The organism is Lysinibacillus sp. GW823-FHT02G10 (genome assembly GCF_058797135.1).
Genome location: NZ_JBXAJI010000004.1, coordinates 20,361 through 40,533, shown reverse-complemented (window position 1 = coordinate 40,533; position 20,173 = coordinate 20,361). Strand labels below are relative to the sequence as shown.

19 protein-coding genes are annotated in these 20,173 nt (G+C 38.8%); 14 read left to right on the top strand and 5 right to left on the bottom strand.

Translation table 11 applies throughout. The features are described 5' to 3' along the window. Positions 1–191: 191 nt before the first annotated feature. From AC1RFD_RS14215 to AC1RFD_RS14195, 5 genes are all read left to right on the top strand, one after another. A complete protein-coding gene (locus AC1RFD_RS14215) occupies positions 192–689 on the top strand; it encodes an NUDIX hydrolase (RefSeq protein WP_036078588.1) in 498 nt (165 codons plus the stop codon). A gap of 25 nt (positions 690–714) precedes the next feature. Then, entirely contained in the window at positions 715–2,466 is a 1,752-nt protein-coding gene (locus AC1RFD_RS14210) for a sensor histidine kinase (protein ID WP_319839511.1), read from the top strand. Between the two features lie 6 nt (positions 2,467–2,472). Then, positions 2,473–3,216 (top strand): LytR/AlgR family response regulator transcription factor, encoded by a 744-nt coding sequence (locus AC1RFD_RS14205; RefSeq protein WP_054549438.1) that lies wholly within the window; start codon positions 2,473–2,475, stop codon positions 3,214–3,216. A 117-nt stretch (positions 3,217–3,333) separates the two neighbouring features. After that, positions 3,334–5,127 (top strand): carbon starvation CstA family protein, encoded by a 1,794-nt coding sequence (locus AC1RFD_RS14200; RefSeq protein WP_485600374.1) that lies wholly within the window; start codon positions 3,334–3,336, stop codon positions 5,125–5,127. A 245-nt stretch (positions 5,128–5,372) separates the two neighbouring features. Next, positions 5,373–5,702, top strand: a complete 330-nt coding sequence (locus tag AC1RFD_RS14195; RefSeq protein WP_004228336.1) for a YuiB family protein — start codon at positions 5,373–5,375, stop codon at positions 5,700–5,702. 89 nt (positions 5,703–5,791) lie between these two features. On the opposite strand, the gene AC1RFD_RS14190 is transcribed toward AC1RFD_RS14195, so the two are convergent. Beyond that, on the bottom strand, positions 5,792–6,274 hold the full coding sequence (locus tag AC1RFD_RS14190; protein WP_048394429.1) for a divergent PAP2 family protein: 483 nt from the start codon (positions 6,272–6,274) through the stop codon (positions 5,792–5,794). 123 nt (positions 6,275–6,397) lie between these two features. Here AC1RFD_RS14190 and AC1RFD_RS14185 point away from each other — a divergent pair, with 123 nt between their 5' ends. The 7 genes from AC1RFD_RS14185 to cysI all read left to right on the top strand — a co-directional run bounded on the left by AC1RFD_RS14185 (position 6,398) and on the right by cysI (position 13,949). Further along, positions 6,398–7,906, top strand: a complete 1,509-nt coding sequence (locus tag AC1RFD_RS14185) for a leucyl aminopeptidase (RefSeq protein ID WP_054549437.1) — start codon at positions 6,398–6,400, stop codon at positions 7,904–7,906. A gap of 135 nt (positions 7,907–8,041) precedes the next feature. Continuing rightward, positions 8,042–8,245 (top strand): hypothetical protein, encoded by a 204-nt coding sequence (locus AC1RFD_RS14180; protein ID WP_016991509.1) that lies wholly within the window; start codon positions 8,042–8,044, stop codon positions 8,243–8,245. Between the two features lie 352 nt (positions 8,246–8,597). After that, complete coding sequence (cobA, locus tag AC1RFD_RS14175) at positions 8,598–9,371, top strand: uroporphyrinogen-III C-methyltransferase (protein ID WP_054549436.1); 774 nt, start codon at positions 8,598–8,600, stop codon at positions 9,369–9,371. Positions 9,372–9,383: 12 nt separating this feature from the next. Then, a complete protein-coding gene (locus AC1RFD_RS14170; RefSeq protein WP_492474992.1) occupies positions 9,384–10,124 on the top strand; it encodes a sirohydrochlorin chelatase in 741 nt (246 codons plus the stop codon). Beyond that, a complete protein-coding gene (locus AC1RFD_RS14165) occupies positions 10,124–10,273 on the top strand; it encodes a YezD family protein (protein ID WP_115672973.1) in 150 nt (49 codons plus the stop codon). The genes AC1RFD_RS14170 and AC1RFD_RS14165 overlap by 1 nt, the downstream gene beginning before the upstream one ends. 43 nt (positions 10,274–10,316) lie before the next feature. Further along, the gene (locus AC1RFD_RS14160) at positions 10,317–12,110 is read left to right on the top strand and encodes an assimilatory sulfite reductase (NADPH) flavoprotein subunit (RefSeq protein WP_492474991.1); all 1,794 of its coding nucleotides are present in this window, start codon (positions 10,317–10,319) and stop codon (positions 12,108–12,110) included. A gap of 123 nt (positions 12,111–12,233) precedes the next feature. Beyond that, positions 12,234–13,949 carry an assimilatory sulfite reductase (NADPH) hemoprotein subunit gene (cysI, locus tag AC1RFD_RS14155; RefSeq protein WP_054549433.1) on the top strand — a complete coding sequence of 572 codons (1,716 nt, stop codon included), beginning with the start codon at positions 12,234–12,236 and terminating at the stop codon, positions 13,947–13,949. Positions 13,950–13,992: 43 nt separating this feature from the next. On the opposite strand, the gene AC1RFD_RS14150 is transcribed toward cysI, so the two are convergent. From AC1RFD_RS14150 to AC1RFD_RS14135, 4 genes are read right to left on the bottom strand one after another with little or no spacing between them, the layout of a single operon-like run. Next, complete coding sequence (locus AC1RFD_RS14150; RefSeq protein WP_048394440.1) at positions 13,993–15,063, bottom strand: sulfate/molybdate ABC transporter ATP-binding protein; 1,071 nt, start codon at positions 15,061–15,063, stop codon at positions 13,993–13,995. A 15-nt stretch (positions 15,064–15,078) separates the two neighbouring features. Then, positions 15,079–15,954 (bottom strand): sulfate ABC transporter permease subunit CysW, encoded by an 876-nt coding sequence (gene cysW / locus AC1RFD_RS14145; RefSeq protein WP_048394442.1) that lies wholly within the window; start codon positions 15,952–15,954, stop codon positions 15,079–15,081. 10 nt (positions 15,955–15,964) lie between these two features. Continuing rightward, positions 15,965–16,798, bottom strand: coding sequence for a sulfate ABC transporter permease subunit CysT (gene cysT, locus AC1RFD_RS14140; RefSeq protein ID WP_048394444.1), 834 nt, complete (start codon positions 16,796–16,798; stop codon positions 15,965–15,967). A gap of 11 nt (positions 16,799–16,809) precedes the next feature. Beyond that, positions 16,810–17,862 carry a sulfate ABC transporter substrate-binding protein gene (locus tag AC1RFD_RS14135; protein ID WP_054549432.1) on the bottom strand — a complete coding sequence of 351 codons (1,053 nt, stop codon included), beginning with the start codon at positions 17,860–17,862 and terminating at the stop codon, positions 16,810–16,812. 462 nt (positions 17,863–18,324) lie between these two features. Between AC1RFD_RS14135 and AC1RFD_RS14130 the strand changes: the two genes are divergently transcribed. Then, the gene (locus AC1RFD_RS14130; protein ID WP_054549431.1) at positions 18,325–19,026 is read left to right on the top strand and encodes a phosphoadenylyl-sulfate reductase; all 702 of its coding nucleotides are present in this window, start codon (positions 18,325–18,327) and stop codon (positions 19,024–19,026) included. Positions 19,027–19,038: 12 nt separating this feature from the next. After that, positions 19,039–20,103, top strand: a complete 1,065-nt coding sequence (cysP, locus tag AC1RFD_RS14125; protein ID WP_048394449.1) for a sulfate permease — start codon at positions 19,039–19,041, stop codon at positions 20,101–20,103. The last annotated feature ends 70 nt before the right edge of the window (positions 20,104–20,173 follow it).

The window sequence follows — 20,173 nt, the reverse complement described above, 5'->3', positions numbered from 1 at the left end:
AAAAATCATCTGACACTTCCAACAAATTTTTATGACCTTATTTAGTGAAATTCAAGGCAATGTATAATAGCTTCTTTTATTGAGGTTGAATGAAAGAAGCATTTTCACTGTGGATTAACTGTAAAATTCAGAATAAATGCTTCATTCCATAGAAAGTGAGCAGGTATAATAGGTAGATAGAGGTGAAGGTTATGAGAAAAGATCGAGGGAAAATATGGTTGGGTGTATCAGGTGTTACGGTGAATGAGCTTGGGCAATGGTTGGTTGTAAAGAAGGCTTATAGTGGCTTGAAGGGGCGTTGGTCATTGCCAGCAGGTTTTGTTAATGCAGGAGAAACGGTAGATGAAGCGGTTATTCGTGAAATCAAAGAAGAAACAGGCATCGATTGTAGAGTCTCAGGCTTAATTGGATTTAGAACAGGTGTCATCCGTGATGATATCAGTGATAATATGGCGATTTTTTATTGTCGAATGCTAGATGAGCAGCAGCAGGTTTCCATTCAAGAAAAAGAAATTTTAGAAGCTAAATGGTTGTATCCACAGGAACTAGCACAAGATGAAACAACCTCTGTGATGTTAAAGGAAATGGCTTCCAATCAATTTGAAAGACATCAATTAGAGGCGATAGAAGGGATTAATCCTGGTGATATTTTTGGTTATACCTCTTATCGTTTATTCTTTAAAAAATAATATGACTTTTAGGAGGTGACCTTTGATGGAGCTGTTTTTATTTATGTTAGAGCGAGTTGGGCTGATCATTGTGTTTGCCTTTTTAATGTCAAGATGGCGACTCTTTCGAGAAAAGCTGTTTCAGGAGCAAGGAACGAAAGAGAAAATATGGCTCATTATTATCTTTAGTAGCCTATGTATTATCAGCAGTTATACAGGGATTAAAATTGAAAGTGGGACAATCCATCCTTTAAATCAGATGATACATAGTACGATCAATGCGGAGGAGGCCATTGCTAATACGAGATTAATTGGTGTCGCCATTGCAGGAATTTTTGGTGGACCACTTGTTGGTGTATTTGTAGGAATTATTGCAGGTATTCACCGAATTACACTTGGTGGTTTTACAGCAATAGCCTGCGGTGTTTCAACGATTCTAGCTGGCTTTATTACAGGTGGTTTAAGTAAACGCTTTAAAATACGTCAAACTTTTTCCTATAAGAAAGCAGTTCTTATCGGCATCTGTGCAGAAACGATTCAAATGCTGGTGATTTTAGTAGTCGCGAAGCCATTTGAGCAGGCCTTGCAGTTAGTTTCATTAATTGCAATGCCGATGATTTTAATGAATGCCTTTGGGATATTTTTATTTTTCATGATTATTAAAACGTTTATTGATGAAGAGGAGCGAACAAAGGCATTACAAACCCATCAAGCTTTTTCAATTGCCCAACAAACAATTGAGCATTTTCGTAAGGGCTTGAATGAAGAATCATGCCAAACGGTTGCAGAAATTATTAAAAGAGAAATAAAAGTAGATGCGGTCGCTATTACCGATAAAAATGGGGTGTTAGCACATGTTGGCGTTGGGGAGGATCATCATTTAATTCATCGAGAAATCATGACAGCTTTGACAAAACGAGTATTAGAGGAAGGCAAAATTTTAATGGCTACATCTCAAAAGGAAATTCAATGTCCACACGCTAGCTGCCCATTAAGTGCTGCCATTGTCTTGCCCTTGAAGGTACAGCATCGAACAGTGGGAAGCTTAAAGCTTTATTTCACTAAAGCGGATTCTTTGACAGGGGTGAAGAAGGAGCTAGCAGAGGGTTTGAGTAGACTATTTTCCTCTCAGCTTGAATATGCTGAAATTGAGCAACAGCGTAAATTATTAAAGGATGCTGAAATCAAGGCATTACAAGCACAAGTTCATCCACATTTCTTCTTTAATAGTCTGAATACTATTTCAAGCTTGATTCGGACAGATGCAGATGAGGCAAGAGCATTATTAATCAAGCTTAGTACATTTTTTAGAAGCAATTTGCAGGGCGCACGGCAAATGCTCATTCCATTGAAAAATGAAATAGATCATGTTGAAGCTTATTTATCTATTGAGCAAACACGGTTTCCAAATCGTTACGAAGTTGAATTTATCATGGATGAAACACTCTTTGATGTGCAAATTCCTCCATTTACCTTACAGCCTCTTGTCGAGAATGCTATTTATCATGCCTTTAAAAATCGTAATGAAGGCAAAATCTATGTCAAAGTACAACGTGTGAATGATAAGCTGGTCCTGTTAACGGAAGATAACGGCTGTGGTATGAGGAAGGAGCAGGTAAAACAACTTGGCAAGCGTATAATGCAATCCGAACAGGGGACAGGAACCGCTCTTTGGAATATTTATCAGAGGATCCATGAAATTTATGGTTCTGAAGCGGATTTTCATATAACAAGTACGTTAGATGTGGGCACAAAAATTATGATTCAACTGCCGTTAAAGGCGACTAGATGGGAGTAGAAAAATTTGAATGTATATATTGTGGATGATGAACCCTTAGCACGCGCGGAACTGCGATATTTATTAGAGCAAACAGCATTAGTGAATGTTTGTGGTGAATCTGAAAATCTTGAGGAGTTGTGCAAAGCGTCACAGCTTGAAGAAGTCGATTGTATATTTCTAGATATTGAATTAGGCATGAACAATGGACTTGACTTAGCTAAACAATTATTACTGAATGCACAGAGGCCTGAAATTATTTTTGCTACAGCCTACGATGACTATGCTTTGCAGGCATTTGAAGTCAATGCATTTGATTATATATTGAAACCCTTTGAGGCAGAAAGGGTACAAACAGCTGTGGAAAAACTGTTAGCTAAAAAAAGAGCTGCGCAAGCAAAAACAATGGAGGAGTTAAAGGCATCTCAGTTGGACAAGCTCGATAAGTTAACAGTTTATGTAAACGATCGAATTTTATTATTGAAAATACAGGATATTTTGTATTGTACCTCTGAGGATAGTAAAACGGTTGTTGTGACAGAGCAGGGGCGTTTTTTTGCTTCTGAATCATTGGCCGCGTTAGAAAAAAGACTTACCTTAAAAGGCTTTGTACGTGTCCATCGCGCGTATATTGTCAATTTAGAGCATATTGTGGAATTAGAGCCTTGGAGTAGTTCTAAATTTAATTTAATTGTGCATAACAGACATTCCATTCCAGTAAGTAGGCTATATATGAAGGATGTACGGAAAATTTTTGACCTATCGAAGTAGTTGCATTTCAACGGACAACTACTACCTTTCAACTTTAATTTCTGACATTTCAGTTATTTTACGAATAATATGGACATTCCTTTGCTATGATGTGGAAAAAGTAAAAGGGGTGTTTGCATGAATGCGATTACAATAGTGATAGGGTCTATTTGTATTTTGATGATCAGCTATCGTTTGTATGGCATTTTCTTTACAAAGAAGGTACTTAAAATAAAAGATGATACGCCCACCCCAGCCCACGCTTTGGAAGATGGTAAAGACTATGTTCCGACGAATAAGTGGGTAACCTTTGGGCATCATTTTGCAGCGATTGCAGCAGCAGGACCTTTAGTTGGACCAATCCTAGCTGCACAATTTGGGTATTTGCCTGGACTTATATGGCTATTAATCGGAGCAGTAATTGGTGGGGCAGTTCATGATGCTGTTGTTTTATTTGCTTCCATGCGTCATGGTGGTAAATCCCTATCGGAAGTGATGAAGGAGGAGTTAGGCCCTATCGCAGGTTTCTGTACAGGCCTTGCGATGCTATTCATTATTACGATTACAATGGCAGGTCTCTCGATGGTGGTGTTAGGTGCTTTAGAGCGCAATCCATGGGGAACGTTTGCTGTAGGTATTACGATACCAATCGCCATGCTTGTGGGTATTGCCTATCGTAAAACAGGCAATTTAATTGTTACATCTACTGTAGGCTTTATTTTATTAATGATTGGGGTATTTATCGGACCGCTTATTCAAGGCACAGCATTCGGTGATTTTTTAACATTTGATCGGGATACATTAGCTATCATCTTACCAATCTATGCCTTTTTTGCCGCTGCATTACCTGTGTGGCTTTTATTAGCACCTCGTGATTATTTAAGTAGTTTCATGAAGATTGGGGTATTTATTGCACTAATTATTGGCGTGTTCTTTGTTAATCCTGCTATTCAATTCCCACCATTGACAGAGTTTATTCATGGTGGTGGACCAGTAATTGCCGGTCCTGTGTGGCCGTTTGTTTCTATTACAATTGCCTGTGGTGCCATTTCTGGCTTCCATGCTTTTGTAGGCTCAGGAACAACGCCTAAGATGATTGATCGTTGGGAGGACATCCGTATTGTAGGCTTTGGTGCTATGTTAGTAGAGTCACTAGTAGGTGTGATGGCTTTAATCGCAGCTACTGCTCTTCATCCAGCCGACTATTTTGCGATTAACTCAGCACCAGCTGTATTTGCTACATTAGGAATGGAGCCCGTTCATCTACAAGCATTGTCTCAAAGTATCGGCATGGACTTGGAAGGACGAACAGGAGGTGCTGTAACGCTAGCAGTTGGTATGACAGATATCTTTACAGGTATTCCTTGGTTCGCAGAGTTATCTTCGTACTTCTATCAATTTGTCATTATGTTTGAAGCGGTTTTCATTCTTACAGCCATTGATGCTGGAACAAGGGTAGCTCGTTATTTAATACAAGATTTTGGTGGCAATGTTTATAAACCACTGAAGCGTACCAATTGGGTACCAGGTACAATTTTTGCTAGTGCACTTGCCTGCTTTATGTGGGGCTATTTATTGTATTCAGGGGATATAAGCTCAATCTGGGTATTATTTGGTGTATCCAATCAGCTAATGGCAGCCATTGGTCTAGTATGTGGCGTGACGATGGTATTGAAGGTCGCAGATAAACGCATCTATGCATTGACATGCTTTATCCCATTGGCTTATTTATACATTACGGTCAACGTTGCAGGCTATTGGATGATTAAAAATGTATACTGGAATCCAGCCGCTGCAGGCTTTAATATGTTAAATGGGATTTTATCTGTTATCATGTTAATGCTTGGCTTCTTAATTGTGCTGACAGCATTTAAAAAATGGGCACAGCTTTGGAAATCACCAAAGTTTTTAGTAGCTCAATCAACTTCATAAAATCATAGAAACTATTGAAGATAAGCATTTGTCTTCAATAGTTTTTTGGTGAAAAAAGCATCTACGACGAAGGAGAAGCAAATACCCGCGGAAGAAGCATCTACCCCTAAATTCAAAGATCAACCATAGATGATCGATTGATGATTTTCCTAAATATGACGAACAAGCGAAAACAAGGATATGTTCATTGAAAGCGGTGTCGTAATCATGTAAACTAATGAGAGGAAAACGGAGGTTATACATACATGGATGGTCCAGTTTCATTAGTACAGTTAATCATTTCTATTTTGTTATTTTTCGTCATGTTCTTTGGTATCGGATTCTTGTTAAATATGCTGTTACGGATGACATGGTTAATGGCAATTGTGTATCCAATTGTTGTCATCTTTATTGTAGATGAAGTAAGCTTCTTAGATTATATTTTTAAGCCAGGCTCTGCATTCCCAGCATTAATTGATAAATTACAGGCACTTCAGTTTGTGGATATTGCTATTTTATCAGGTGGCTTTGCGGGTTCTATTGTGGCTGGTATCGTGATGATTTATTTACGTAAAAGTGGCTATCGAATGTTCTAACGTGCTTAGTATTCTTTCTTCAATTGAAGAAAGAATACTTTTTTTATACAAAAAAACACAGCCTCCTCTAGAGGATGTGTTGATGTCTGTTAGATGAAAAACTCGTAGGCTATGATGGCGATAAAAATACCCGTTAGAGCCCCAAAAAATACTTCACTTCGTTTATGGCCTAATAATGTTTTTAATTCCTCCATTTTTTCTTGTCCGTCCATCTGTGGCCATTTTTTTAAATCATGAAGCAATGTTTGGAAATCCTTACGCAGTTGATTTAAAATGGCTGCATGCTGACCTGCTTGGTAACGAACACCACTAGCATCATACATCACGATAATGGAAAACATTGCAGCTACCGCAAAAATGGGGGATTCCAAACCCGTCTCATAGGCAATTGAGGTTGCCAATCCAGTGACAGAAGCAGAGTGAGAACTAGGCATTCCACCTGTTGAGGTAAAAAGTCCCCATTTTACTTGTCTAGTCATTAAAAAATGAATGGGGATTTTAACAAACTGTGCAAAGAGAACCGCAAAGAGGGCAATTAGTAATGGGGTATTGTGGAGTAAACTCAATTTCATCACAACCTTCGCAAATAATTGCTTTTATTATAACATTCATTATTTTCTAAAAGAAGATATAGGCAAATATTACGCGCTTTTCAGAAACTTCGTTATAATAGTATATGGAATGGAGGAATTTACATGCATATTGTAAAAGAAGCAAAAACATTTGAAACGATTTCTACTGAACTATTAGTGGTAGGAGTCACAAAACATCGTGAACAAATGCAGGACTGGGCAAGCTTTTCATCTTTTTACGGTGAAGCCCTTGATACATGGATTAGTGCAGGAGACGTCTCAACTGAATTAAAGAAACTAACGAAATTACCATTTGTGAAAGACCATGCTAACCTGAAACGTATTGTATTTGTAGGTTTAGATGAGCGTAAAAACCTCACAGAAGGTGATATTCGCACAGCATTTGGTTTAGTGGGAAAAGAATTAAGATCTTTAAAAGTAAAAGAGTATTCCATCTGGCTTGAATCATTTACAACAGAGTCAATTTCAACTGCAGATGTAGCATTTTTAGCAGGTGAAGGAATTGGCCTTGGCTATTATGCTGTCCCACATTATAAAACAACTTCAAACGAAGTAGATAAACGTATTGATGCTGTTCACCTTGTGACTACAGCAGATGATTTAGATGAAGTGGTGGCAAGCTTTGAGGTAGGTGTGATTTATGCAGATGCTGTCAATGAAGCTCGTAGCTTAATTAATTTACCTCCAAACCTACTAACAGCTACGGATTTAGCTAACTATGCACAATCTCTTGCTGTGGAATACGATTTTGAAGTAGAGATATTAGATAAAGCACAATTAGAGGAACTAGGTATGGGTGGTATATTATGTGTTAACCAAGGCTCTTATGAAGAACCACGATTAATTACCTTAAAATATAAAGCGACTGAAGATTTTGAAGATCCAATTGGCCTTGTTGGTAAGGGTGTAACGTATGATACAGGCGGCTATTCTTTAAAACCAAAGGACTCTATGGTTGGTATGAAAGGTGATATGGGCGGTGCCGCTGCTGTACTTGGTGCGATGAAAATTATCGGTGAATTACGTCCAAATAAAAATGTTGTAGCCGTTATCGGTTCTACAGATAATATGGTGTCTGATACAGCGTTTAAACCAGATGATGTGATTACGACGTACAGCGGAAAAACGGTAGAAGTATTAAATACGGATGCAGAAGGGCGTTTAGTTCTGGCAGATGCAACTACATATGCTAAACAGCAAGGGGCTACATCACTGATCGATGTTGCTACTTTAACTGGAGGCGTTATTACTGCACTAGGTATGGATAAAACAGGTGCTCTTGCAAATGATGATGCATTTTTTGAAGCATTTATGGAAGCTGCAAAAGAGACCGATGAATTTGTTTGGCGTATGCCTTTAACAGAAAATGATAAAAAACGAATTCGAAAATCAGATGTAGCTGATTTAAATAATTCACCTGGTCGTGATGGTCATATGATTTTCGGCGGCGGTTTTGTGGGCGAATTTGTTGGTGATACACCATGGATTCACCTGGATATAGCAGGCACATCTGATGCAGTAGCTGTACATGATTTAGGACCTAAGGGTGGTACTGGTGTTATGGTCCGTACACTCGCGAATTTTGTCCAACGTTTAGGGGAAGAAAAATAATAAAGCGTGTCAATCAGCGGGAGTTTATTCTCGCTGATTTTTTGTGATTTATGCACTAATCCCGATAGAATAGGCATTCTACATATGATAGATGTATCTTCCTTCATACGATAGAGTAAAAAGGGGAGGTAGCATATGCGCAATTTCGGAGGTTATCCAGGCGGAGGATTTGGAGGCTTTATTTGGCCATTTGGCGCACCGTTTTTTGGTGGTTTTTTAGGCAGTTTCCTTGGCTCTCAATTTAATCAATATCCTTACAATCCATATTATCCAAACTATCGACCATATCCACCAGGTCCATATTTTCGACCAGGTCCGCGATATCGTAGACCATGGTAAGCACATAATTAGATCAGCCAGTTGTCGATCTTGATATCGACAACTGGTTTTTATTGTGCCTAACGAAGTATCAAAATTAGTGTTGACAGAATATACTAAATTATTTATTATTCTTATTATATTACTAAGAATTAAATATGTGGCTGACTAGCAAACTAGAGGCTTTTATTATTCATAGGCATTTTTGTGTCTAAGGATAATATTAGCCTTTTTTCTTTATCTTAATTTAGTAAAGGTTTTTGTACCGAAAGCAAAGTGTCAGGTTTAGAAAATCGAGGACCCTTATTAGTAAGTTTAATCAATCTGAAATGCCATGACAACGAGGCGTAATTGACAGAAGGAGTGAGATGAAATGGGGAAAGTTTATATTGTTGGTGCAGGTCCTGGAGATGTTGACCTCCTTACGATTAAAGGATTACGTTGCATTGAATGTGCAGATGTCATTTTATATGACAGACTCATTAATAAAGAGCTATTAGCCTATGCCAAGAAAGACGCTAAATTAATCTTTTGCGGGAAATTGCCTCAGCAACATGCCATGATTCAGGAGCAAATCAACCAAACGCTTGTTGATTATGCCCAACAAGGATATGTTGTCACAAGATTAAAAGGAGGAGACCCATTTGTTTTTGGTAGAGGGGCAGAGGAGGCAGATGTGTTAGCGAAGCATCAAATTCCCTTTGAAATTGTGCCTGGTATTACGTCAGGTATAGCAGCTCCAGCATATGCAGGTATTCCTGTCACACATCGTAACTTAGGTTCAAGTTTTGCTATGGTTACTGGGCATATGCAGGATGGAAAAGAAGATGCTATCCGTTGGGAAAGTCTTGCAAAAGGAATTGATACGATTGCCATTTATATGGGTGTTGGTAATCTTCCGTATATCCGTCAACAATTACTCAAATATGGCCGTGATGAAAAAACGCCTGTGGCTGTTATTCACTGGGGAACAGTTTCTACTAAGCAAAGAACTGTTACGGGGACTTTAGCTACAATTGAGGAAATTGTGCGTACAGAAAATATTCATAACCCTAGCATTATATTAGTAGGGAAGGTTGTGACCTTAAGAGAAACCATTCATTGGTTTGAGCAAAACCCCGCACAGCCAATCCAAATAACGGGATAAGGTTGTGGGATTATGCAGGCTATTTTATATATTGCACATGGCAGTCGTGTCAAGGAAGGTGTAGAGCAGGCCGTAAACTTTCTTCAAGGCGTACAACAAGAAGTGACAGTAGCTATTCAGGAAATATGCTTTCTAGAGCTGGCAACACCAACCATTGCAGAAGGCATTGCTAGCTGTATTCGGAAAGGGGCAACAGCGATTGCCGTAATGCCTATTCTCCTACTAGCTGCTCAACACGCAAAGCATGATATTCCGAAAGAAATGGCAAAAGCTCAAAAACTATACCCATATGTAAAGTTTACATATGGTGAGCCTCTTGGCATTCATGAACGATTAATTGACACATTACAAGCTAGGATAATAGAAAAACAGCAACCTAACAGCAATGCGAGTATTTTACTCATAGGACGTGGGAGTAGTGATCCAGCCGTCAAGAGGGATTTAGCCAAAATTGCCAAAAGGCTACGTACTAAATATCACTATAAAGCCGTTGATACATGCTTCTTATACGGAATGGGACCAACCTTTGAAGACTGGTTACTGCAAGTTAAAGGGAAGCAACAGCAAATTTTTATTGTCCCTTATTTATTATTTACAGGCATTTTAAGACAAAGTATTGCCAAGCGATTACAAGGCTTTGACAGTCAAAACATTATGTTATGTGAAAGCTTAGGCTATGACGACAATGTGAAAAAAGTATTAGTGGAACGTATTGATGAATTACTACATTTTAAAGAGGAAGGTGTTTCGTAATGGTAGATAAAAGAACTGAAAATATAAATCTAGCATTAGATAATGTCCGCCAAATGTTAAATACTGTGAACCACGGATCAATTACATTGATTGTTCAAAATTCCTATGTGGTTCAGATTGAGAAAAAGGAAAAAATAAGGCTTCGATAAATTAAAAAATATGAAATGAAGAAGATTCGTGAGGTGGCAAAGATTGAAATTACAAGTAATAAACAGTCCATTTAATGAAGAGCAGGTGAAGTTATTAAACGAGCTTCTCCCTAAATTAACAATTGAACAAAAATTTTGGCTAAACGGTTACCTAAGTGCTCCCCAAGCAACTCTTGAAGCAATTGTTGAACAGGCACCACCAGCAGCCCAGCCGATTACCAAAACAATAACAATCTTATATGGTTCCCAAACAGGCAATAGTCAAGGATTAGCTGAAAAGTATGCAGCAGCTTTAAAAGAGCAGCAGGTAGATGTAACTGTCTCATCATTAGGGAAATTTAAAGCTAGTAATTTAAAAAAGATCACCAATCTATTACTTATTGTGAGTACACATGGAGAGGGAGATCCACCCGATCAAGCGATACAATTCTATGAATTTTTGCATAGCAAGCGGGCGCCTAAATTAGAACACCTACAATATTCGGTTCTTGCTTTAGGGGATAGCTCCTATGAATTTTTTTGTAAGACAGGTAAGGACTTCGATGAGCGATTTGCGCAATTAGGTGCAACAAGAATTGTTCCTCGTATAGATTGCGATGTAGATTATGATGACGCAGCTGCACAGTGGTTCTCCGCGGTTCAACAGGAATTTCTTCAGCATACAACTTCAGCAACGTCTACTTCAGCACACACCGAAGGGGCGCAAGTACTTGAAGAATCTACATATTCAAGAAAAAATCCATTTTACGCTGAAGTACTTGAAAATATAAATCTAAATGGTCGTGGCTCCAATAAAGAGACGCGTCATCTTGAATTATCGATTGAGGGAGCTAATTTTCATTTTGAACCTGGCGATAGCATTGGCATTCTGCCAGAGAATGATGAACAATTAGTCAATGCATTGCTGACAGCACTTCAATTTGATTCGGAGACAGAAGTGACTGTTTTTGATGAAACAATAACAATAAAAGAAGCACTACAGAAAAAATTAGAAATTACGGTGTTATCTAAACCGTTACTCGAAAAAATTGCTGCTTATACAGAGCATAAAGAATTTTCTAAGCTATTTGAAGAACCAAAAGCCTGGAAGGACTATGCAAAAGGAAGAGACTTGCTCGACCTAGTAGAGGAATTTACACCATTTACTTGGAGTGCACAGCAATTTGTAGAGTTACTGCGTAAAATTCCAGCTCGACTTTATTCTATTGCTAGTAGCCAAAAGGCCAATAGCGAAGAGGTTCATTTAACGATTGGCAAGGTAAGCTATGAAACAGCAGGTAGACAACGTCTTGGTGTTTGCTCTGGAAGTGTGGCAGAACGAATACAAATAGGTGATACATTACCAATCTATGTTCATAAAAATCCGAATTTCAGATTGCCAGAGAATAATGAAAAGCCAATTATTATGATTGGTGCAGGCACAGGTGTTGCACCATATCGAGCTTTTCTAGAGGAGCGAGAAGAGTTAGGGATTGAGGGGAAAGCATGGCTCATCTTTGGTGATCAGCATTTTGTTACGGATTTCCTCTATCAAACGGATTGGCAACGTTGGCTAGCTGCTGGCACATTAAGTCACATGCATGTAGCCTTTTCACGTGATACAGACCAAAAAATCTATGTTCAACATAAATTGCATGAAAATGCCGCAAGTTTTTATGAGTGGCTGGAGCAGGGGGCTGTCATTTATGTATGTGGTGACGAAAAATCAATGGCATCTGATGTGGATGCAACCATTCATCAAATTATTGAGCAGCAAGGACAGAAAACACCAGAGGAAGCAAAAGTCTATGTGAATGAATTAAAACAGCAAAAACGCTACCAACGTGACGTTTATTAATGGAGTTCAACACAAATTTCTCGAAAACCTTCCCTTATTAATGAGTTGATCTCTTTGTTAGCAAGTAAACCCTCAGGTATGCCCAATACGCTGAGGTGTAATGGATTAAAGGAGCGATAAAGAATGACTGAAAAAATAGTGTTACCTCCACAGCCCGGGAAACCAAGTGATGTAGAGCGTATTAAAACCGAAAGTAATTACCTACGTGGAACACTCGAACGTACCATGAATAATCCATTAAGCTCTGGTATCCCAGAGGACGATAATCGCCTTATGAAATTTCATGGCAGTTACTTACAGGACGATCGAGATCTTCGGAATGAACGTCAGAAACAAAAGCTGGAACCGGCCTATCAATTTATGGTACGTGTACGAACACCAGGTGGAGCAGCTACCCCAGCGCAATGGCTTGTGATGGATGAAATGGCTAGAAAGTATGGCAATGGCTCTTTAAAATTAACAACACGCCAAGCATTTCAAGTACATGGCATTTTAAAATGGAATGTTAAAAAATATATGCAGGAAATCAATGAGGTGTTATTGGATTCTCTTGCTGCATGTGGAGATGTGAACCGTAATGTAATGTGTAATGTCAATCCAAACCAGTCTGCATTACATGAAGAGGTTTATAATTGGTCTGCAAAACTAAGTGAGCATTTACTGCCGAGAACACGCGCTTATCATGAATTATGGTTAGATGGAGAAAAGGTAGTAGATAGTCAGGATGTAGAAATTGAACCGATTTATGGAGCTCAATATTTGCCGCGTAAATTTAAAATTGGTATTGCGATTCCACCAAGTAATGATGTAGATGTTTTTTCACAAGATATAGGACTGATTGCCATCGTTGAAGACAATCAGCTTGTTGGTTTTAACGTAGCGGTTGGTGGAGGCATGGGCATGACACATGGTGATCATGAAACCTATCCACAGCTTGCTCGTGAAATTGGCTTTATAACGCCAGATAAATTACTAGAAACAGCAGAAAAAATAATAACGATACAGCGTGATTATGGGAATCGCTCTGTCCGTAAAAATGCACGATTTAAATACACGATTGATGCGAGAGGACTTGAATGGTTCCAAGAAGAATTAACGCGTCGTCTAGGCTGGGAAATTCAGCAGGCTCGTCCTTATACTTTTGAGCGTACAGGTGATGAATTTGGCTGGATTAAAGGGGCAGATGGTCATTGGCATTATACGTTATTTATTCAAAATGGCCGTATAAAAGACTTTGAGGATTATCAGTTGTTAACTGGCTTACGTGAAATAGCTAAGGTGCACACGGGTGATTTTCGTTTAACACCGAACCAAAACCTAATGATTAGCAATGTAACACCCCAGAAAAAGAAACAAATAAATACGCTTATTGAACAATACAAGCTAACAGACGGTGCGCATTATTCTGCCTTACGCCGCAATTCCATTGCCTGTGTCTCATTACCGACATGTGGCTTAGCCATGGCAGAAGCAGAACGCTATTTACCTTCTCTTATAACAAAAATTGATGCCATTATTGATGAGGCTGGCTTAAATGAAACAGAAATTGTTATTCGCATGTCTGGTTGTCCAAATGGCTGTTCACGTGCAGCAATGGGTGAAATCGGCTTTATTGGCAAAGGGCCAGGTAAATATAATATGTACCTTGGTGCAAGTTTTACAGGCAATCGCTTAAATAAAATCTATCGTGAAAATATTGGTGAGGAGGAAATTTTAGCAGAGCTACGACCAATTCTTCTGCATTTTTCAAAGGAACGTTTAGAGGGCGAACATTTTGGAGACTTTGTCATTCGTGCTGGGTATGTCACAGCTGTCTATGATGGGAGAGAATTTCATTAAAAATAAAAACCATGTAGCAAAGAAAAATTTGCTACATGGTTTTTTATATAGAATAATCCTCAGGAATAAATACCTTTAATTGTTTCGGCTTTACAAATACCTGATCGCCCACCTTCAGTTGAAGAAGATGAAATTGTTCTTTTGATAACTCCGCTTCTAAAAATTCATCAAGATCCTCACGTCGTAGTTCAATTTGAACGATAGGTCCTAGCAAATGAATGTGGCTGATTTTAACAGGAACTGTACCTGAAATACTTGTTTTCTCAATCTGAATATCATGTGGACGTACATAGCCTATCGCATTGTCCTCTGAATGTGTTAGGGCCTCAGGTACATCAAGTGCAACTTCACCCTGCATGAGCTTACCATTATGTAAGCGACCTTTAAATAGATTAACATTGCCCAAGAAGTCATAGACAAATGGACTTTTGGGATTTGTATAGACCTCATCTGGACTACCAATTTGCTCGATTTTGCCATTATTCATGACCACAATGCGATCTGCAACATCGAGAGCTTCCTCTTGGTCATGTGTCACAAAAATACTTGTAATATGAAATTCATCATGTAACTTTCGAAGCCAGCGACGTAACTCCTTGCGTACTTTTGCATCGAGAGCTCCAAATGGTTCATCTAGTAACAGTACCTTTGGCTCTACAGCAAGCGCTCTTGCCAGTGCGACACGTTGTCGTTGCCCACCTGAGAGCTGTGTTGGATATCGATCTGAGAAATTTTCAAGCTTCACAAGTTGCAATAATTCCATCACTTTATCTTTGATTTGTTGTTTTGAAGGTCTGCTTTTTCGAGGACGTACCTTCAGGCCATAAGCTACATTGTCAAAGACCGTCATATGGCGAAAAAGCGCATAATGTTGAAAGACAAAGCCCACATTGCGTTCCTTTGGATGACGATCTGTGATGGATTGACCATCAAATAAAATATTGCCGACATCCGTTGTTTCAAGCCCAGCAATCACACGTAATAATGAGGTTTTTCCTGATCCAGAAGGGCCAAGCAGTGCTACTAGCTCCCCAGACTGAATATGTACGGATATATCCTCTAGTGCCTGAAAGGACCCATATTTTTTGGATACGTTTTGAATTTGTATACTCATTGAGACCATCTCCTTTTAACTAGATTTTGATTTCCAAGCAATAATGTCTTTCACAATTAATGTAAAGATGGCCATTACGCTCATTAAGGAAGCAACTGCAAAGGCTGCTGCAAATTGATATTCATTATAGAGAATTTCAATATGAAGGGGCATCGTATTTGTCATGCCACGGATATGACCAGATACCACAGACACAGCCCCGAATTCTCCGATGGCTCGTGCATTACATAAAATCAAACCATAGAATAGTCCCCATTTAATATTGGGTAAAGTGACATACCAAAAGGTTTTAAAGCCACTTGCCCCCAATGAAATGGACGCTTCTTCCTCAGATATACCTTGGGTTTGCATCAGCGGTATTAATTCACGTGCAACAAAGGGCAATGTGACGAAAATTGTGGCAAGGACAATGCCAGGTAGTGCAAAAACAATTTTAATATCATGTGCAAACAACCATTCACCAAATAGTCCCTGTGAGCCAAACAATAAAATAAACACTAAACCTGCGATAACAGGTGAAACTGCAAAAGGTAAATCTACCATAGTAAGTAATAGATTTTTCCCCTTAAAATTAAACTTTGTAAGTGCCCAGGCAGCCATTACGCCAAAGATCGCATTGAGGGGTACAGTAATGGCTACGACGATTAATGTAAGCTTAATAGCAGCTAATGCATCTGGATGTGTAATCGCAGCAAAGTAAACATCGGATCCTTTTTGAAAGGCTGTAATAAAAATAGATACTAAAGGTAGTACGATAAAGAAAGCTAAAAAAGCTAAGGCAATAAATATTAACGTATAGCGAATAATACGAGGCTCCTGTAAGGCAGCAGTCTGTGTAGCTGCTTTCCTTTTTCCTGTACTAGCCTGCTGAATAAAAGTTGATTGTTCCATATAGTACCTCCTAATGTACAAACCGACGATTGGCTAGCCATTGTATCAAGTTAATGGTGAACAACAAAATAAAGGATGTCACAAGCATGACAACAGCTATGGCAGTTGCCCCCGCATAATCATATTGCTCAAGCTTTGTCATAATAATTAACGGCGTAATTTCCGTTTTCATCGGCATATTTCCTGCAATAAAAACAACCGAGCCATATTCACCTAAAGCGCGCGCAAAGGCCAAGGAAAAGCCAGTTAAAATTGCTGGTACTAGCTCTGGTAAGATGACTTTACGGAAGGTTTGTAAACGATTGGCTCCAAGGCTTGCCGAAGCTTCCTCCACCTCAGCACTGATATTTTGTAAAACGGGCTGGACCGTTCGTACAACAAATGGTAGCCCGATAAAGGTTAAAGCAATAATGATGCCAAGAGGTGTAAAGGCAATTTTAAAATCAAAAAATTGACCAATCCAACCATTGGGTGCATAAAGAGATGTTAAAGCAATTCCAGCGACAGCAGTAGGCAATGCAAAAGGTAAGTCTACAAGCCCATCAATGATTCGTTTAAAGGGAAATTGATAGCGAACGAGAACCCATGCAATAGTCGTACCGAAAAAAACATTTAGTAAGCCTGCAATCAGTGCAGTGCTGAAGCTCACTTTGTAGGAAGCAACAGCACGGGGATCTGTAATGATATCTATAAATGCTGACCAGCTTAAGGACATGGTATGAATGAAAATCATGGAAAGTGGTAGTAACACTAGTAAACTTACGTAAAGCATTGTATAACCAAGAGATAAATGAAAGCCTGGAATAATTCGACGCGATTTTTTAGGAATGATTAAACTGCTCATCAAAACGCTCCTTATTGTGGTACGTATATTTCATCAAAGGTACCACCATCTTTAAAATGGGTTGCTTGTGCTTGTGACCAACCACCAAAATCATCGATGGAAACAAGTTCAAGCTGAGGGAATTGATCTTTATACTTTGCTAGAATCGTTTCACTACGTGGTCGATAATAATTTTTCGCCGCAATTTCTTGCCCTGTATCACTATATAAATGCTGTAAGTAAGCTTCAGCGACTTCACGTGTCCCTTTTTTATCTACGATTTTGTCTACAACTGCAACTGGTGGCTCTGCTAAAATACTTAATGAAGGCGTGATGATTTCAAATTCATCCTTACCTAATTCATTGAGAGAGAGGTATGCTTCATTTTCCCACGCAATTAAGACATCACCAATTTTACGTTCTACGAATGTTGTTGTAGCTCCACGAGCGCCAGAATCAAGTACTTCTACATTGCTGTAAAGTGATTTCATAAATTCCTTTATTTTTGTCTCATCATTGTTATATAACTTTCCGGCATAAGCCCAAGCAGCTAAGTAGTTCCACCGTGCACCTCCAGATGTTTTGGGATTAGGCGTTATGACAGATACATCATCTTGAATCAAATCATCCCAATCTTGTATGTTTTTTGGATTGCCCTTGCGAACTAAAAAAACAATTGTAGATGTATAGGGAGTCGAATTAAGATCAAATTCGGTTTGCCAATCTTTATTCAGCAGCTCACGAGTTTGAGCAATTTCATCAATATCGTAAGCGAGTGCGAGTGTCACAACGTCGGCTTCAAGACCATCAATAACTGCACGCCCCTGTTTGCCAGATCCACCATGTGATTGATTGATTGTGACGTCTTGGCCAGTATCATCCTTCCATTTTTTTATAAAATCTTTGTTGAACTCATCGTAAAGCTCCCGTGTTGGATCATAGGAAACATTTAGTAGCTCTACAGACTTCTTGTCTTCTTGACCGCTTGTTTTTTCATCTGAGTTAGCACTTCCACAGCCAGTTAAACTAAGCGTTAGAATAGTTAATAATGCCAAGGATTGTAGAACATAGCTCTTTTTTTTCATAGTTAATCCGCCCCTTTTCTGTCTTAAGAATGCAAAAAGCCATCACCCACAATGACATGACAACATTGGGTAGATGGCCTTCAGATCCTCTGATCAGCGTTTTTTTAGGTCAAAGCTTTAGTAATACATTAAACATATATTTCCTATTAGTCAACAAGGAATTATAAAAAAGATTATTTATTTTGAAAATTAATAAAAGTGTCCTTAGATACCACTCATCATATGCAGCAAAGAGCAAAAAAAATGGGTGTATGGAAAAGATATTTAAAAAACCTAGTTGACTGCTTGGTGTACTTTAGTATATATTTGGTAATAAGAAGAATGATTGTAGTACGAGGTAACAACTACTAGTGAACAATCATTAAATATAGAGCTGGCTAGTCAAACTAGAGGCGTTTTAACAAAGACCTGTTTTTCCTATGTCTTTTGTTAGAACGCCTTTTTTGTTATGAGGGGGATTCGATGTTAACTTACGAAAATTGGCAAGAACCGATCATTGATTTTCAGGTTGATGATATGTATAAGGCTGCACTAGAGGTTTTACAGTGGAGCTATCAAGAATATGGAGATGAAATCGTCTATGCATGTAGCTTTGGTATTGAGGGCATTGTCTTAATTGATCTCATTTCAAAGGTAAAGCCTAACGCTACGATTGTATTTTTAGATACAGATGTACACTTTAAAGAAACATATGAAACCATTCATAAAGTCAAAGAAAAATATCCACAACTCAACATTGTCATGAAGAAGCCAACCCTTACACTTGAGCAACAAGCTACACAACATGGTGACGAACTATGGAAAACCAACCCAAATAAGTGCTGTGATATTCGTAAGATAAAACCTTTACACGAAGCCTTATCAGGTAAAAAGGCTTGGATATCAGGTTTACGTCGTGAGCAATCACCAACACGTCAACAAACAAACTTTTTAAATCGTGACGATAAATTTAAATCGATTAAAGTTTGTCCATTGATTCATTGGACTTGGAAGGATGTCTGGCGTTATGTTTCGAAGCACAGTTTGCCATATAATCCGTTACACGATCAAGGCTATCCAAGCATCGGCTGTGAGCATTGTACGAAACCAGCATTTACAATGGAGGATTTACGTTCAGGTAGATGGCAAGGTTCTGGTAAAACCGAGTGCGGGTTACATGAATAAAGGAGTTCTGCCATGCTTGAATATTTTGCAATAGCTATTAGTTTATTTTTTGCGATGAACATAGGAGCAAGCGGTGCAGCAGCCTCAATGGGTGTTGCTTATGGGGCAGGTGCCATCAAAAAAGCGTGGCAAGCATTGCTTTTATGCGCGATAGGCGTCTACAGTGGAGCTGTATTAGGCGGAGGAGAGGTAGTTAAAACGATAAGCTCAGGCATTATGCCCCAGGAATATATTACGGTAAAGGTTGTCATCATTATCTTGATTTCTGCGACAAGCTCGTTATTTTTCGCCAATCTTTTAGGCATTCCCTTATCAACGAGTGAAGTAACAGTGGGTGCTGTCGTGGGTGTAGGAATTGCCTATAAAGTACTATTCGTCAATTCGCTGCTTGTCATTATATCATTTTGGGTGATTGTACCGCTTGTTGCCTTTGTCATTGCTCTTGTATGTGGAAAGTTATTATATAAGTTACAAAACACAGGGTTGCTGAAAGATCGGCCAATTTTAACTGTTCTTCTCGTTTTAGCAGGATTTTTCGAAGCATTTTCAGCGGGGATGAATAATGTTGCCAATGCAGTTGGACCCTTGGTGGGAGCAGGAATGATGGATGTGACAACGGGCATTGTGCTTGGCGGTGCATTTGTCGCAATAGGTGCTCTGCTACTTGGTAAACGAGTGCTTGAAACAAACGGTAAAAAAATAGTGCGCTTTCAAAAGGCAGAGGGCATTCTCATTTCAAGTACAGGTGCACTGCTTGTTGGCGTAAGCTCAATTTTTGGGCTTCCAGTACCCTTAACACAAGTCACTTCTTCATCCATCATTGGGATGGGGATGGCGAAAAACGGAAAGCAAATCTTCCATAAGCATATTGTGAAAAAAATTATACGTATTTGGGTTGTATCACCCATCTTTTCATTAGTCATTTCTTATTTTTTAGTGCAGTTATTTTTAGAAAAAGACCTTTATGCCATTATTTTAAATGGCAGCATTATTGTTGGGACGCTAGGGGTCATTAGTCTGATGCGTACGATGCGTGAAGAAGAGCAGTCTATCTATGATGCAGGGGAAGGCATTTAAATTGAATCATATCATCACTATCTTTTGACTACAAAACTTAGTATTTAACTAGAATTAGGAGGAGATTTTT

Bases quoted from the DNA above. Each gene is read 5' to 3' on its own strand.
- AC1RFD_RS14215 (WP_036078588.1), top strand. From the start codon at position 192: ATGAGAAAAGATCGAGGGAAAATATGGTTGGGTGTATCAGGTGTTACG.
- AC1RFD_RS14210 (WP_319839511.1), top strand. From the start codon at position 715: ATGGAGCTGTTTTTATTTATGTTAGAGCGAGTTGGGCTGATCATTGTG.
- AC1RFD_RS14200 (WP_485600374.1), top strand. From the start codon at position 3,334: ATGAATGCGATTACAATAGTGATAGGGTCTATTTGTATTTTGATGATC.
- AC1RFD_RS14195 (WP_004228336.1), top strand. From the start codon at position 5,373: ATGGATGGTCCAGTTTCATTAGTACAGTTAATCATTTCTATTTTGTTA.
- AC1RFD_RS14190 (WP_048394429.1), bottom strand. From the start codon at position 6,274: ATGAAATTGAGTTTACTCCACAATACCCCATTACTAATTGCCCTCTTT.
- AC1RFD_RS14185 (WP_054549437.1), top strand. From the start codon at position 6,398: ATGCATATTGTAAAAGAAGCAAAAACATTTGAAACGATTTCTACTGAA.
- AC1RFD_RS14180 (WP_016991509.1), top strand. From the start codon at position 8,042: ATGCGCAATTTCGGAGGTTATCCAGGCGGAGGATTTGGAGGCTTTATT.
- cobA (WP_054549436.1), top strand. From the start codon at position 8,598: ATGGGGAAAGTTTATATTGTTGGTGCAGGTCCTGGAGATGTTGACCTC.
- AC1RFD_RS14170 (WP_492474992.1), top strand. From the start codon at position 9,384: ATGCAGGCTATTTTATATATTGCACATGGCAGTCGTGTCAAGGAAGGT.
- AC1RFD_RS14165 (WP_115672973.1), top strand. From the start codon at position 10,124: ATGGTAGATAAAAGAACTGAAAATATAAATCTAGCATTAGATAATGTC.
- cysI (WP_054549433.1), top strand. From the start codon at position 12,234: ATGACTGAAAAAATAGTGTTACCTCCACAGCCCGGGAAACCAAGTGAT.
- AC1RFD_RS14150 (WP_048394440.1), bottom strand. From the start codon at position 15,063: ATGAGTATACAAATTCAAAACGTATCCAAAAAATATGGGTCCTTTCAG.
- cysW (WP_048394442.1), bottom strand. From the start codon at position 15,954: ATGGAACAATCAACTTTTATTCAGCAGGCTAGTACAGGAAAAAGGAAA.
- cysT (WP_048394444.1), bottom strand. From the start codon at position 16,798: ATGAGCAGTTTAATCATTCCTAAAAAATCGCGTCGAATTATTCCAGGC.
- AC1RFD_RS14135 (WP_054549432.1), bottom strand. From the start codon at position 17,862: ATGAAAAAAAAGAGCTATGTTCTACAATCCTTGGCATTATTAACTATT.
- AC1RFD_RS14130 (WP_054549431.1), top strand. From the start codon at position 18,325: ATGTTAACTTACGAAAATTGGCAAGAACCGATCATTGATTTTCAGGTT.
- cysP (WP_048394449.1), top strand. From the start codon at position 19,039: ATGCTTGAATATTTTGCAATAGCTATTAGTTTATTTTTTGCGATGAAC.